Source organism: Ramlibacter sp. (assembly GCF_035554825.1).
GTDB lineage: Bacteria > Pseudomonadota > Gammaproteobacteria > Burkholderiales > Burkholderiaceae_C > Ramlibacter.
The window spans coordinates 1-13,615 of record NZ_DATMHS010000103.1; the positions used below are offsets into that span (position 1 = coordinate 1).

A 13,615-nucleotide genomic window follows, 5' to 3' on the forward strand; every position below is an offset into this window, starting at 1 on the left:
GTATTTCGCGAGGCCCCAGCCGACCACGCTGGCCACCACGCTGGCGAGAAACCCGGCCAGCAGGCCCACGCCCACCAGCTCCGCGCGCTGCACCTGCCGCAGCAGCGCGCCGCCGGCGCCCACCGCCCGCATGATCGCGAACTCGCGGGCGCGCTCCTCGCGGGTGGCGGTCACGGCGGCGAACAGCACCACGACGCCGGCGGCCAGGGTGAAGCCGAACAGGAACTCGACGGCGCGGATCACCTTGTCCAGCACGCCCTGCAGCTGGTTGATCGTGCTGGTCATGTCGACGTTGGTGATGTTCGGGAAGGCGCGCACCAGCTGGTTGTCGAAACCCTTGCGGTCGGGCGCGCGGAACGCGCCCATGTAGGTGACCGGCACGTCGGCGAGCCGGCTCACCGGATACATGACGAAGAAGTTCGCGTGCATGGAGCCCCAGTCGACCTGGCGCAGCGACGTGACCGTCGCGTCCAGCGGCAGCCCGCCGATGTCGAAGCGCAACCGGTCGCCGAGCTTCAGGCCCAGCGTCTTGGCGATGCCTTCCTCCACGCTGACGGCGCCGCGCTCCTCCGGCTGCCACCGGCCGGCCACGATCCGGTTGTGGGGCGGCTGCTCGGCGCTGTGGGACAGGTTGAACTCCCGATCCACCAGCCGCCGGGCCCGATCCTCGGGGTAATCGTCGGGCGACACCGCCTTGCCGTTCACGGCCACGAGCCGGCCACGGATCATCGGGTACCAGTCGAAGCTGCGCACCCCGGCGTCGCGCAGCGCGCGCTGGAACGCCTCGCTTTGCTCGGGCATCACGTTGATGACGAACCGATTGGGCGCATCGGGCGGCGTGGCCTGGCGCCAGCTGGCGACCAGGTCGGTGCGCAGCAGCACCAGCAGCACCAGCGCCAGCAGCCCGACGGCCAGCGCGCTCACCTGCACCACCGCATAGGCGGGGCGCGCGCAGACCTGGCGCACCGCCAGCACCAGCCAGCGCGGCGCGGTGGCCTCGTTCACCGCCCGCCGCAGCACCTTCACCGCCACCCAGCTGAGCCCGGCGAACAGCAGCACCGCGCCGGCGAAGCCGCCGACGGCGATACCGCCCAGCCACAGGTCGCTGCTGGCGGCCAGCAGCAAGGCGGCAAAGCCCAGCACGCCGACCCCGAGCACGGCCACCGAGGCCGGCCTCAGGTTGCCGACGTCGCGCCGGATCACCCGCAGCGGCGGCACCTGCGCCAGCTGCAGCACCGGCGGCAGGCCGAACGCGAACAGCAGCGTCAGTCCCATGCCCATGCCGAAGCCGACCGGCCACAGCCCCGGCGGCGGCAGCGCGGCCTCCACCAGGCCCGCCAGCAACAGCACGAAGACGAAATGCACGGCATAGCCGATGGCCACGCCCAGCGCGCTGCCGGCCACGCCAGCCAGCGCGAACTCGAATGCATAACCGACGGCGATGGTGCGCTGGCTTTGCCCCAGCACCCGCAGCATGGCGCAGTCGTCCAGGTGCGCCGCCGCGAAGCCGCGCGCGGCCAGCGCCACGGCCACCGCACTGAGCAGCGCCGCCAGCAGCGCGACCAGGTTCAGGAATTTCTCCGCCCGCTCCAGCGTCTGCTTCATCTCGGGCCGGCCGCCTTCCAGCGACTCGACCCGCACGCCGCGCACGGCGGGACGCTTGGCTTCCTGCTGGGCCCAGGCGAGGAAGCGCGCCACCTGCGGGTCGCTGCCCGCGACGGCCAGCCGGTAGGAGACGCGGCTGGCGGGCTGGATCAGGCGGCTGGCCGGCAGGTCGGCCTCGTTCATCATCACCCGCGGCGCGAAATTGACGAAACCGGTGCCCCGGTCCGGCTCGAGCACGATCACCCGGGCGATGCGCAGCCTCGTGTCGCCGAGCAGCAGCGGATCGCCGACGCGCAGACCGAGCACCTCCAGCAGCGCACCGTCCACCCAGGCCTCGCCCCGGGCAGGCACGTCCCGGGTGATCGCGCCCGGCGCATCGGGATCGGCCGCCGTCGTGAGATGGCCGCGCAACGGATAGCCCGGCGGCACCGCCTTGAGCGCCACCAGCTTGCTCGCTCCGCCCTGCTCGTCGGCTGCCCGCGCCATGGTCGGAAAGTTGAGCGTCGTGAGCGCCTGCAGGCCCAGCGCACCGGCCTGCGCCGCGAACGCCGGCGGCGGCGGGTTGTCGCTGGCGACGACGGCATCGCCGCCGAGCAACTGCCGGGCGTCGCGCGCGAGTCCGCCCTGGAGGCGATCGGCGAAGAAGCCCACGGCGGTGAGCGCCGCCACGGCCAGTGTCACGGCGACGATCAGCAGGCGCAGCTCGCCGGCGCGCAGGTCGCGCCACAAGGTGCGCCAGCCCAGGGCCCAGGCCGACGTCATCAGGCGACCGCGCGCAGCGGCCCCGGGCCCGCGAGTCCGGGCTGCAGCTGGAGCCGGTGCGCTGCGGTGTAGCAGAGGAAGTGCTTGTTGGTGGCGCGGCCGATCGCACAGAGCCCCAGGCGCTGCGCGATCTCGTGGCCCATCTGGGTGATGCCGCTGCGCGAGACGACGACGGGCACGCCGATCTGCGCCGACTTGATCACCATCTCGCTGGTGAGCCGGCCGGTCGTGTAGAACACGAACGACGCGGCGTCGGCGCTGGCCAGCGCTCCGCCGGGCGCCTGCTGCAGCCACAGCCAGCCGGCGATCGTGTCGATCGCATTGTGGCGGCCGACATCCTCGACGAACAGCAGCATCTCCTCGCCCCGGAACAGCGCGCAGCCGTGCACCGAGCCGGCCGACTTGTAGGTGGTCTCCTGCAGCCGGATCGCGTTCACGATCGCATACAGCTGCGCCTGGCCGATGGTCGCCGGCGGCAGGTCGATCGATTCGATCTCGTCCATCAGGCCGCCGAACACGCTGCCCTGGCCGCAGCCGGTGGTGACCACGCGCCGCGCCGTGCGCGCCTCGATATCGTCGATGCCGCAGCGGGTCTTCACCGCGGCCGAGCCCACCTCCCAGTCGACGGTCACCGACTCGATCCGGTCGAGCGAGGGCACCAGCCGCTGGTTGCGCAGGTAGCCCAGCGCCAGCCACTCGGGATGGGCGCCCAGCGTCATCAGCGTCACCAGTTCGCGCTTGTCCACGTACAGCGTCAGCGGGCGCTCGGCCGGGATCGAGGTGGCGGCGCGCTCGCCGCGCTCGTTCACGGTTTCGATCTCCTGCGTGAGCGGGGCGCGGGCGCGGGTGAGGAACGGCGCTGTCATGGTCCGGAGGCTACAGCAAAAGGGCCGGCACCGTGGCGGGCCGGCCCTGGACTGCCGAGGCGGATGCGGGCGTCAGGGCTTCTTGGGCGCCGGCATCTGGCCGGAATGCTCCTTGACGCTCGGCGGGCTGGCCGCGGTGCCGCTGGGCGAATGGGCGCCGGAGGTTTCCAGCGGCTTTTGCTCCGGCGGGTTGTACGCGAACGGCCCGGGGTCGGCGCATGGCGCGGGCGGCGCGGCGGCCACCGGCGTCCCGGACGCCGAGGCGGCACTGGCGGCGGGAGCGGCAACGGCTGCGCCGCCCTTGGCCGAAACCGAGGCCGCCGAAGCGGCAGCCGAAGCCGCAGCCAAGGCCCCTGACGACGTCGCCGGCAGGGACGGCTTGGCCGCCTGCGCGCCGGCGCTCTTGCGGTACTGCGCGGCCACGCGGTCCTGCGCCTTGCAGAGCTGGTAGGCGTCCACCTTGGCCTGCCAGGCGTTCTTCGCCGCGGTCTCGGCGGCCTTGGCCTTGGCCGCATCGTCGGGCGGGGGCAGCTTGGCCGCCGCGCAGCCGCAGGCGATGGCGAGCACCGCCGGAACCAGAACCTGTCTCATGCTGTCTCTCCTGTGGCCCGGTCAGGCCGGACGCGCGGTTTCGATCTCGCCGGCGCTGCCGCGGGGGCGGCTGCGCTGCGCCGGCACCCGGCCGGCGTCGATGTCCTCGTACCAGTAGGCATGGTGCTCGCGGGCCCATGCATCGTCCACGTAGCCGGTGCGCATCGCCCGGTAGGCGCCGCGCAGGCCGATGGTGCCCAGATAGATGTGCAGCGCGAACACGCACATCATCAGCACGGCGGCCACCGAATGCACCATGTGCGTGACCTGCATGGTCTGCCGTTCGTACAGCAGGCCGGGGATGAGATGGTCCATGACCAGGCCCGAGGCGACGGCGACGAATCCGAACAGGAAGACGCCGGCCCAGAACACGACCTTCTCGCCCGCATTGAACCGGTGCGACGGCAATTCGTCGCCGCTCCTGCGCAGCGCGCCGCCGAAGTGGAGCAGCCAGCGCAGGTCGCCGCGCTGCGGCAGGTTGTCGCGCACGAAGGTGAGGAAGATGATCACCAGCGACACCGCGAACAGCGGGCCGGCGAAGTTGTGCAGGTTCTTCAGCACGTAGCTGAGGCCGCCGTACAGCGTGAGCCCGAGCACCGGCAGCAGGAAGAACTTGCCGAACGCCATCACCAGGCCGGAGACGGCGAGGCAGACGAACGCGATCGCGTTGGCCCAGTGGGCGGACCGCTCGAAGGGGGTGAAGCGCTCGATCGCGGCCAGGCCGCTGTTCTCGCTGTGGCCGAGCGGGCCGCGGGCGAAAAAGAGGATGGCCAGGGCGCCCAGCATGATCAGGAACAGCGCGCCGCCGTAGGGGATGATCCAGTTGTTGCGCACCTGGCGCCACGCCTCGCCGGCCGTCGTGAGCCGGGAGCCGGGATATTGCACCGGCCCCTGGATCAGCACGCCCGCTTCGGGCGCCTGGGTCCGGGGCAGGCTGGAGTAGCCGGCGTTGCCCGCGGCCACGCCGCGCCACATCGGCGCGTTGTTGCCGGGCTGGACGCGGTTGCGCTGCCCGTTGTTCTGCTGCAGGTAGCCCGGATCGGAACTCGCGTCCGGCTTGACCTCCGGCTTCACGTCGAAGATGTTCTGGCCCTGGATGCCGCCCGGCGCGGCCACCGGCGGCGGCAGGTCGTCCGAGGCCTTGGTCTGGGCGGCGGCCGGCCCGCCGAACGCCACCAGCAGCGCCAGCAGCAGTGATCTGGTCAGCATGGCGGCCTTTCTCAGTTGACCTTCGTGTACTCGTTCTGGGTATTGACGGCGCGGGCCTTCAGCTGCTGTTCCCAGCTCACCTTCTCGCCGGCCTTCCAGCCGGGCGCCACGAACGGCGAGCCGGTGCCCTGGAAGGCGGCCTGGTCCTGGCGCACGCCGCTGCCGTTGGTCTGCGGCTGCTCGGTGCAGGCGGCCGCCGCGGCCAGGACGGCAATCGCGATGAGGGTGCGCTTCATGACTTGGCACCTCCGGGCTGGCCGGCCTGCTTGGAGCCGTAGGCGGTGCCCCAGCCCCAGACTTCGGCGCCCTTGCCCCGCTTGAGCACCCGGTTGCGGAAGATGTCCGCCACCACGTCGCCGTCGCCGCCCAGCAGGGCCTTGGTGGAACACATTTCGGCGCAGACCGGCAGCTTGCCCTCGGCCAGCCGGTTGCGCCCGTATTTCTCGAATTCGGCCTGCGAGCCGTTGGCCTCGGGACCGCCGGCACAGAAGGTGCACTTGTCCATCTTGCCGCGCACGCCGAAGCTGCCGGCGGCCGGAAACTGCGGCGCGCCGAACGGGCAGGCGTAGCTGCAATAGCCGCAGCCGATGCACACGTCCTTGTCGTGCAGCACCACGCCCTCTTCGGTGCGGTAGAAGCAGTTGACGGGACACACGGCCATGCACGGCGCGTCGGAGCAGTGCATGCAGGCGACCGAGACCGAGCGCTCGCCCGGCACGCCGTCGTTGAGGGTCACCACCCGGCGCCGGTTCACGCCCCAGGGAACCTCGTGCTCGTTCTTGCAGGCGGTGACGCAGCTGTTGCACTCGATGCAGCGCTCCGAGTCGCAGACAAATTTCATTCGTGCCATGTGGGTCTCCCGTCCTTATGCCGCGCGCTCGACGTTGCAAAGCGTGGTCTTCGTTTCCTGCATCATCGTGACGCTGTCGTAGCCATAGGTCGTCCCGGTGTTCACGGCCTCGCCCCGCACCACCGGCGCCGCGCCGCTCGGGTAGTACGGCAGCATGTCGGTGCCTTGCCAGCGGCCCGAGAAGTGGAACGGCATCCAGCAGGTGTCGGGGCCCACCCGTTCGGTCACCAGGGCCTGCACGTTCAGGCGCGCCCCGGTCGGCGTGGCCAGCCACACCCGGTCGCCGTTGCGGATGTTGCGCGCCGCGGCGGCCTTCGGATTGATCTCCACGAAGGCTTCCTGCTGCAGCTCGGCGAGCCACGGATTGGAACGGGTCTCCTCGCCGCCGCCCTCGTATTCGGTCAGGCGCCCGGAGGTGAGGATCAGCGGGTACTTCTCGGCGACCTTGTCGGTGACGTTCTTCTGCTGCAGCGTCTTGTACAGCGTCGGCAGCCGCCAGAACGCCTTCTTGTCGTCGTGCGTCGGGTACTTGGCGACCAGGTCGGGCCGCGGCGAGTAGATCGGCTCGCGGTGCTGCGGGATCGCATCGGGGAAGTTCCACACCACCGCGCGCGCCTTGGCGTTGCCGAACGGATGGCAGCCGTGGTTCTTCATCACGACGCGGATGATCCCGCCGGACGAATCGGTCTTCCAGTTCTTGCCCTCGGCCGCGGCCTTCTCGACGTCGCTCAGCTCCTGCCACCAGCCCAGCTTCTTCAGCAGCACGTGGTCGAACTCGGGATAGCCGGTCTGGATGTCGGCGCCCTTGGAGGCCGAGCCATCCTCGGCCAGCAGGTTGACGCCGTCGCGTTCGACGCCGAAGTTGGCGCGGAAGTTGCCGCCGCCGTCCATCACGTGGCGGCTGGTGTCGTACAGGTTGGCCGAGCCGGGGTGCTTGAGCTCGGGGGTGCCGAAGCAGGGCCACGGCAGCCCGAAATAGTCGCCGGTCAGGTCGTAGCCGGTGAGCTTGTCCTTGACCTGGCCCTTCACCTTGAGCGTCTTGACGTCGAACGCCGCCATGTTGCGCATGTGGGCCTTCAGGCGCTCCGGGCTCTGCCCGGTGTAGCCGATGCTCCAGCACGACTTGTTCACTTCGCGCAGGATGTCCTCGGGGACCGGTTCGTCCATCCCCTTGACCTTCTGCATCTTGAAGTTCTTGACCAGTTCCTTGCCGAAGCCGAGCTTGTCGGCCAGCTGGTACATGATCATGTGGTCGCTGCGGCTCTCCCACAGCGGCTCGATCACCTTCTCGCGCCACTGGATCGAGCGGTTGGACGCCGTCACCGAGCCGCTGGTCTCGAACTGGGTGGCCGCCGGCAGCAGATAGACGGCGCGGTTCGGGTTGAGGTCCTCGGGCTTGCCCGGCATCGCCGCCATCGCGGCGGTGGCCGAGGGATAGGGGTCGACGACGACCAGCAGGTCCAGCTTGTCCATCGCCCGCTTCATCTCCAGGCCGCGGGTCTGCGAATTCGGGGCGTGGCCCCAGTAGACGACGCCGCGCAGGTTCGGCCCCTGGTCGATGACTTCGTTCTTCTCCAGCACGCCGTCGATCCAGCGCGACACCGTGATGCCGGGCTTGCTCATCATGGAGGGGTCGGCGAAGCGGCCCTTGATCCACTCGTAGTCGACGTCCCACACCTTGGCGAAGTGCCGCCAGGACCCCTCGACGATGCCGTAGTAGCCCGGCAGCGAGTCCGGATTGGGTCCGATGTCGGTGGCGCCCTGCACGTTGTCGTGCCCGCGGAAGATGTTGGCGCCGCCGCCCGAGACGCCCACGTTGCCGAGCGCGAGCTGCACGATGCAGGAGGCGCGCACCATCGCGTTGCCGATCGAGTGCTGGGTCTGGCCCATGCACCACACCAGCGTCGAGGGCCGGTTCTTGGCCATCATCTCGGCCACCCGCGCCATCTGCGCCTCGGGCACGCCGCAGGCCTCTTCGACCTTGTCGGGCGTCCACTTGGCCATGACGTCCTTCTTGACCTCCTCCATGCCGTACACCCGGTCGTTGAGGTACTTCTTGTCCTCCCAGCCGTTCTTGAAGATGTGGTACAGCAGGCCGAACAGGAACGGAATGTCGGTGCCCGAGCGGATGCGCACGTACTCGTCGGCCTTGGCGGCGGTGCGGGTGAAGCGCGGATCGGCCACGATCATCTTGCAGCCGGTTTCCTTGGCGTGCAGCATGTGCAGCATGCTCACGGGGTGGGCCTCGGCGGCGTTGGAGCCGATGTACAACGCGCACTTGCTGTTCTGCATGTCGTTGTACGAGTTCGTCATCGCGCCGTAGCCCCAGGTGTTGGCGACGCCGGACACGGTGGTGGAGTGGCAGATGCGGGCCTGGTGGTCGCAGTTGTTGCTGCCCCAGAGGCTGACGAACTTGCGCATCAGGTACGCCTGCTCGTTGCTGTGCTTGGACGAGCCGATCCAGTACACCGACTCCGGTCCGCTCGCCTTGCGCAGGTCCAGGATTCTGGCGCTGATCTCGCCCAGCGCCTGGTCCCAGGAGATCCGCTCGTACTTGCCGTTCACGAGCTTCATGGGGTAGCGCAGCCGGAACTCGCCGTGGCCGTGCTCGCGGATCGCCGCGCCCTTGGCGCAGTGCGCGCCCAGGTTGAGCGGCGAGTCGAACACCGGCTCCTGCCGCACCCACACGCCGTTCTCGACCACCGCGTCGATCGCGCAGCCCACCGAGCAGTGGGTGCAGACGGTGCGCTTGACCTCGATCTTGCCCTGGCCGACCGCCGGGGCGCGGCCCTCGGCGGCGCGCGCCTTCTTCACCAGCGTCAGCGACGAGGCGGCGAGGCCGACGCCGACGCCCAGCCCCGAGCGGCGCAGGAAACCGCGCCGGTCCATGGTCGGCAGCGCGTGCGAGAGGCCCCGCTGCAGGCTGTGGACGAAGGCGGTGCGGGTGCCGGCGGGCGCCGCCGCGGCTTTCTTGGTCAGCAACATGATGACGACTCCTGCGAGGCGCGCTCGGGTCGGGCGGGCCTGGAACGAAGGGAACGCTGGACGGCCATGGACCTTCCGCCGGGGAAGGTCACACGCGGGTGGTCTGGTAGTAGCGCTTGACGTGTTCCGTCAGCTGGTAGCCGCCGCCGCGCGCCGGCGGCGCCTTGGCCTGCGCGGGTTGGTCTTGCGGCTCGCCGGCCGCCGGCAGCAGGCTGGCCGCGGCGGCGAGGGCACCGGCGGTGCCGGCGCCGGCAAAGACGGTACGGCGTGACAAGAGGCTCTTCGGCTGCTTCATCGCTGTCTCCCCTGGCATCGAATTCATTCGACGCTGCCGCTGCAATGTAGTCCGCCGGGAAAACCCCTGCACTGATGGAAACCCCAGGATGGTGCACGCAGCCTGCTTGGGCTGGCGGTCGCGGGGTTCAATCGAGCAGGTCGAAACCCTGTGCTTCAACGCTCATGAAGGCCTGGGTGAACCCCGCCAGCGCCCTGTAGAAACGGGCCGCCGGGTGGGCCGCGATCGCCTCGCACAGCGGGGCCATCCACGGCTGCAACTGCGCGCAGAAGAACGACCGCTGCCTTGTCAGGTTGCTGACAGCCACGTCGTCGCCGGCGATGAGGTAGCGCATCACCTCGCACAGGTAGGCGATGTGGTCTTCCGTTTCCGGCATGGCCTCGTCGCGCCCCAGCCCCAGGGCCGCCAGTTCGTCGCGCAGGCGGGCCAGCGGCTTGTCGTTGAGAAAACCGCTGAGATAGTGCGAACCGAACAGATAGACCTCCGGCTTGCCGACGCCGCCGAACAGCGCGTGGTATTCGCCGGCGATCGCCTGGTCGCTGCCGCCGCGCGCGGCGCCCACCAGCTGCCGCCACGGCTCTTCGAGGTAGGCCCCGGCCGCGGGCGCTTCGGTCGGCGCGACCCGCAGTGCCGCCAGCAGTTCGGGCGGCGGCGGGGCGTAGAACAGCTGCGCCAGCAGGCCGTACACCTCGGCCCGGGCGGTTTCCTCGTCGAGGGTGGTGGAGACAGGGATCGGTTCCGTCATGGGCGGCTACAGGTCGGTGATCTTGACTTCGTCGGCCGCGGCGTAGATGTCGATGACCCGGCAATCGCCGCACATCTTCAGCCGCTCCAGCGCCGGCCCCTGGAACATCGAATGCCCCGCCAGCCGGCCCAGCATCGCCTCGATCGCCTTGAGCGTGCCGAACGGCTTGCCGCAGCGGATGCAGGCATACGGCTGCGCCTCGTTCAGCACGCGCGGCTGGCGCCGCTCGGGCGCGGGCAGCAGGCGCGGCTGCAGCGCGATGGCGTGCTCGGGGCAGGTCGTGGCGCACAGCCCGCATTGCACGCAGTTCTTCTCGATGAAGCGCAGCTGCGGCGACTGGGCGTTGTCCTGCAGCGCGCTCGCCGGGCAGGCGCTCACGCAGCTGAGGCACAGCGTGCACTTGTCCCGATCCACCTCGATCGCGCCCAGCGGCGCGCCCGCCGGCAGCGCGATCGGCGCCGGCCGCGCGCCGGCGTGCGCCATCAGGTGATCGAGCGCCAGTTCCAGCGTCGCCCGTTTCTCGGGCGCGAAGGCGAACTTCGCCGGTACCGCCGGCGTCTCGGCGCGCTCGCGCGCCAGCAGCTGCAGTTCCTGGTCGACGTCGGCCATCGTCCGGACGCGCAGCACGGCGAAGTGCCGGCCCTGGTAGCCCAGCCCGTGCAGGATCGATTCGGCGACCTCCATCTGCCCGGCGAGCGCATCCAGGTACTGCGGCGCCTCTTCGCCGGTCGTCAGCACCGCCACCTGCGATGCCCCCATGGCCACGGCCCCGAGCCAGGCTTCGATGCCCAGGCTGGCGGCGTGCCACACCGCCACCGGAATGACGTTGGCCGGCACGCCCTGCGCGACGCCCAGGCGGGCGCCCCGGCCGACTTCCTCGACCAGCGCCTGGCCCCGCTCCTGCGAATGCAGCAGCAGCACCGGCGCCTTGCCGCCCACCTGCAGGTAGGTCGACAGCAGGGTGCGGAACTTGGCGCCCTGCGTCGCCGCCGTCGGATACGCGTAGCTGATCGCGCCGGTCGGACACACGGTGGTGCAGGCGCCGCAGCCGACGCACAGGTGGGCGTCGACCTTCACCTGCTGGCGGCCCTTGTCGCTGGAAATCGCCTCGGCCGAACAGACGTCGATGCAGGCCCGGCAGCCGACGGTCTGGTTGCGGCTGTGCGCGCACAGCTTCTGCTTGTAGCTGACGAAGCGCGGCTTCTCGAATTCCCCCACCAGTGCGCGCAGCTGCAGCACCGTGGCCAGCGCGCCGTCGTTCCACGCCCCGGCGGGCAGATGGAAGTAGCCCTGCGGCCGGGCGTGCTGCCGGAAGGCGGGGGCCTCGCGCAGGTCCAGCACCAGGTCGAAGCGGTCGGTCCGGCGCTCCGGCTCGCGGCTGAAGTCGATCGCGCCGGCGACGGCGCAGGCCTTCACGCAGTCGCGGTGCGAGGCGCACAGGCCGGCATCGATCTGGTAGTCCAGGCCGATCGCGCCCTCGGGGCAGGCGGCCACGCAGGCGTTGCAGCGGGTGCACAGGTCGAGGTCGATCGGATTGGTCGCCGTCCAGGCGAGCTCGAACGCGCCGAGCCAGCCCTGCAGGCGCTCGATGCGGCCGCCCAGCACCGGGTAGCGCCGCTCCTGCGCGCCGGCGCCGCCTTGGGTGAACAGCGTGACGTCCAGCTCGTCGCCGGCCAGCGCTGCGGCGCGTTCGGCTGCCTCCATCGGGCCGATCACCAGCAGCCGGCCCGAGCTCTTGAACGTGACCGTCGGCACCGGTTGCGGATCGGGCAGGTGCGCCGCGGCCAGCAGCGCCGCCAGCTTGGGCATGGCGACGCCGGCATCGCGGCTCCAGCCGCCGGTCTCGCGGATATTGACGAAGCGCAGCGGCGCCACGGCGCCCTCGGTGTGCTGGGCGACCTCGGCGAACAGCCGCCGCTCCTGGGTGCAGGCCACGACCACCTCGCCGCCGCCCTGCACCGCCCGCTGGAAGCTCGCCGCTTCGCGCCGGCAGAGGCTGGAGTGGAGCGTCAGTTCCTCATGCAGCGCCGTCCCCAGTTTGCCCGGGTCCAGCGGCATCGTCTTGTTGCAGTCGCAAATCAGGGTCGGCATGGTCGGGGTGCTCGGGAACGGTCTCGGACTGTGCCACGGATCGCACGGTGGGCTTATCCGCAACATCCCTGGGCTGCTGCGCCGTCGGGGCGGTTGCGTCGGGCTCGTCGAACAGGCGCAGGAACGCCGCGCCGGCAAGCTGTCGCGCCATCGCGGCGGGCAGCGGATCGGGCTTGCTGTAGTCGTCGATGTAGACGTCGAGCCCGTCCATCACGTTGAAGCGCGGATCGGCGAACAGCTTCTTCAGCGCCGCGTTCTTGACCTCGGGCGCCACGTCGCGCGCGGCGAACCGCCGGAAGTCGGACTGCGCCGTGAGCCCGTGCACGTCGTCCATCGTCGGCGGCGGATCGGCGGCCGGCGGGGCCGCAGTGCCGGCGCCGGTGGCAGCTGGCGTCGCCGCCGCCGTTGCCCTTGCGGGAGCCGGCGCCGCAGCCGCCGCCGGCGCGTCGGCCGCCGCCACCGGCGGCACGGGCTCGCCGAGCGGCTTGCCCTCGCGCGCATCGAGCTTGCGGCGCGACCAGCGCCCAAGGAAGCCGTCACTCATGGCCGCCGCCGAACTGCTTCTCGGTCGTCACCGACGCCGGGTTGCCGAAGCGGTCCTGCAGCGGACGGAAGCTCTGCGGCCGCCGCCGCTTCTTCGGCTCGATGACGTAATGCTCGTCGGCGAAGGCGCGGGCCCATTCGACGACGGCGGGCGGCGCGGGCACCTGCTCGACCGTCTCCTGCGCGTCGAGCCAGCGGCCGGCGTCGTGATAACTCAGCGTGACGGCGACCGGGCGCGCCATCGGCTCGGGCGCGACGGTCGGCGCCTCCTCCATCCGCCACAGCACGAACCAGCCCGGCGCCGCCGTCGTCACGTTCAGGTAATAGCCTTCGGCATCATCGCGGAACAGCTCCACCCGCAAGCCCGGATGCAGCCAGCGCTCGCCCTCCTCGCTGCGCACCAGCAGGCGCGGCTCGCTGCCGTACGCCGGTTCGTGCGGGACCACGTCGTCGAGCACCCAGCGCCAGGGCTGCCAGCGGTTGGCGAGCCGCTCGCGGCGCATGATCACCGCGACGTCGATGCTGGGACGTTCCATCATGCGGGCACTGTAATCCATGCCCGGCTACCATTCACGGCCCGGACTTACCCGCACCGATCACAGGGAGACACCATGAGCCATCCGACCGCCGGCCCCAGCCGACGCCTGTTCGCCGCGGCCTGCGCGGCGCTGGCCGCCGCCGCGCTGCCGCTGGGCGCCGCCCGGGCGCAGGCCGCCGGCAAGCCCAACCGGGTGGTGCTGCAGGTGAGCGACGCCGATCCGCAGAAATGGACGCTGGCGCTCAGCAACGCCTACAACGTGCAGAACGGCGTCGGCGCCGACGGCGTCGAGCTCGAGATCGTGGTCTACGGCCCGGGGATCGGCATGCTCAGGAACGGCTCGCCGGTCGCCGACCGCGTGGCCAGCGCGATGAAGTCGGGCATCGCCGTCGTCGCCTGCGAGAACACCATGACGGCGCAGAAGCTCACCAAGCGCGACATGCTGCCCGACATCGGGTACGTGCCGGCCGGCGTGGTGGAACTGATGAAACGCCAGCAGCAGGGCTGGGCCTACATCCGGCCCTGACGCCGCTGG

General features: G+C 70.8%; 13 protein-coding genes. 1 reads left to right on the plus strand and 12 read right to left on the minus strand.

Annotated features, from left to right (window positions below; all coding sequences use genetic code 11):
* The 12 genes from VNT59_RS12380 to VNT59_RS12435 all read right to left on the minus strand — a co-directional run.
* On the minus strand, positions 1-2,367 hold a 2,367-nt coding region (locus VNT59_RS12380), incomplete at its 3' end, for an ABC transporter permease (RefSeq protein ID WP_325498712.1).
* Positions 2,367-3,233 carry a formate dehydrogenase accessory sulfurtransferase FdhD gene (locus VNT59_RS12385; RefSeq protein ID WP_325498713.1) on the minus strand — a complete coding sequence of 289 codons (867 nt, stop codon included), beginning with the start codon at positions 3,231-3,233 and terminating at the stop codon, positions 2,367-2,369. The genes VNT59_RS12385 and VNT59_RS12380, both read right to left, overlap by 1 nt.
* Positions 3,234-3,305: 72 nt before the next feature.
* Positions 3,306-3,824, minus strand: a complete 519-nt coding sequence (locus tag VNT59_RS12390; RefSeq protein ID WP_325498714.1) for a hypothetical protein — start codon at positions 3,822-3,824, stop codon at positions 3,306-3,308.
* Positions 3,825-3,845: 21 nt separating this feature from the next.
* A complete protein-coding gene (locus VNT59_RS12395) occupies positions 3,846-5,033 on the minus strand; it encodes a formate dehydrogenase subunit gamma (RefSeq protein ID WP_325498715.1) in 1,188 nt (395 codons plus the stop codon).
* A gap of 11 nt (positions 5,034-5,044) precedes the next feature.
* Positions 5,045-5,269 (minus strand): hypothetical protein, encoded by a 225-nt coding sequence (locus VNT59_RS12400; protein ID WP_325498716.1) that lies wholly within the window; start codon positions 5,267-5,269, stop codon positions 5,045-5,047.
* Positions 5,266-5,883, minus strand: a complete 618-nt coding sequence (fdh3B, locus tag VNT59_RS12405; protein WP_325498717.1) for a formate dehydrogenase FDH3 subunit beta — start codon at positions 5,881-5,883, stop codon at positions 5,266-5,268. Before fdh3B ends, VNT59_RS12400 begins: the two co-directional genes overlap by 4 nt.
* Before the next feature lie 15 nt (positions 5,884-5,898).
* Positions 5,899-8,868: a formate dehydrogenase subunit alpha gene (locus VNT59_RS12410; protein WP_325498718.1), complete on the minus strand. Its 2,970-nt coding sequence runs from the start codon at positions 8,866-8,868 to the stop codon at positions 5,899-5,901.
* A gap of 88 nt (positions 8,869-8,956) precedes the next feature.
* Positions 8,957-9,163 (minus strand): formate dehydrogenase, encoded by a 207-nt coding sequence (locus tag VNT59_RS12415; protein WP_325498719.1) that lies wholly within the window; start codon positions 9,161-9,163, stop codon positions 8,957-8,959.
* 127 nt (positions 9,164-9,290) lie between these two features.
* Positions 9,291-9,908 (minus strand): TorD/DmsD family molecular chaperone, encoded by a 618-nt coding sequence (locus tag VNT59_RS12420; RefSeq protein WP_325498720.1) that lies wholly within the window; start codon positions 9,906-9,908, stop codon positions 9,291-9,293.
* 6 nt (positions 9,909-9,914) lie between these two features.
* Positions 9,915-11,966 carry a 4Fe-4S binding protein gene (locus VNT59_RS12425; RefSeq protein WP_325498779.1) on the minus strand — a complete coding sequence of 684 codons (2,052 nt, stop codon included), beginning with the start codon at positions 11,964-11,966 and terminating at the stop codon, positions 9,915-9,917.
* Positions 11,926-12,543: a DUF3306 domain-containing protein gene (locus VNT59_RS12430; protein ID WP_325498721.1), complete on the minus strand. Its 618-nt coding sequence runs from the start codon at positions 12,541-12,543 to the stop codon at positions 11,926-11,928. The genes VNT59_RS12425 and VNT59_RS12430 overlap by 41 nt, the downstream gene beginning before the upstream one ends.
* The gene (locus VNT59_RS12435; protein ID WP_325498722.1) at positions 12,536-13,081 is read right to left on the minus strand and encodes a DUF3305 domain-containing protein; all 546 of its coding nucleotides are present in this window, start codon (positions 13,079-13,081) and stop codon (positions 12,536-12,538) included. The genes VNT59_RS12430 and VNT59_RS12435 overlap by 8 nt, the downstream gene beginning before the upstream one ends.
* 72 nt (positions 13,082-13,153) lie before the next feature.
* On the opposite strand from VNT59_RS12435, the gene VNT59_RS12440 reads away from it, so the two are divergent.
* The gene (locus VNT59_RS12440; RefSeq protein WP_325498723.1) at positions 13,154-13,606 is read left to right on the plus strand and encodes a DsrE family protein; all 453 of its coding nucleotides are present in this window, start codon (positions 13,154-13,156) and stop codon (positions 13,604-13,606) included.
* The last annotated feature ends 9 nt before the right edge of the window (positions 13,607-13,615 follow it).

Excerpts from the sequence above, each read along its gene's own strand:
- VNT59_RS12425 (WP_325498779.1), bottom strand. The coding sequence starts at position 11,966 with ATGCCGCTGGACCCGGGCAAACTGGGGACGGCGCTGCATGAGGAACTG.
- VNT59_RS12415 (WP_325498719.1), bottom strand. The coding sequence starts at position 9,163 with ATGAAGCAGCCGAAGAGCCTCTTGTCACGCCGTACCGTCTTTGCCGGC.
- VNT59_RS12385 (WP_325498713.1), bottom strand. The coding sequence starts at position 3,233 with ATGACAGCGCCGTTCCTCACCCGCGCCCGCGCCCCGCTCACGCAGGAG.
- VNT59_RS12410 (WP_325498718.1), bottom strand. The coding sequence starts at position 8,868 with ATGTTGCTGACCAAGAAAGCCGCGGCGGCGCCCGCCGGCACCCGCACC.
- fdh3B (WP_325498717.1), bottom strand. The coding sequence starts at position 5,883 with ATGGCACGAATGAAATTTGTCTGCGACTCGGAGCGCTGCATCGAGTGC.
- VNT59_RS12420 (WP_325498720.1), bottom strand. The coding sequence starts at position 9,908 with ATGACGGAACCGATCCCTGTCTCCACCACCCTCGACGAGGAAACCGCC.
- VNT59_RS12430 (WP_325498721.1), bottom strand. The coding sequence starts at position 12,543 with ATGAGTGACGGCTTCCTTGGGCGCTGGTCGCGCCGCAAGCTCGATGCG.
- VNT59_RS12390 (WP_325498714.1), bottom strand. The coding sequence starts at position 3,824 with ATGAGACAGGTTCTGGTTCCGGCGGTGCTCGCCATCGCCTGCGGCTGC.
- VNT59_RS12435 (WP_325498722.1), bottom strand. The coding sequence starts at position 13,081 with ATGATGGAACGTCCCAGCATCGACGTCGCGGTGATCATGCGCCGCGAG.
- VNT59_RS12440 (WP_325498723.1), top strand. The coding sequence starts at position 13,154 with ATGAGCCATCCGACCGCCGGCCCCAGCCGACGCCTGTTCGCCGCGGCC.
- VNT59_RS12400 (WP_325498716.1), bottom strand. The coding sequence starts at position 5,269 with ATGAAGCGCACCCTCATCGCGATTGCCGTCCTGGCCGCGGCGGCCGCC.
- VNT59_RS12395 (WP_325498715.1), bottom strand. The coding sequence starts at position 5,033 with ATGCTGACCAGATCACTGCTGCTGGCGCTGCTGGTGGCGTTCGGCGGG.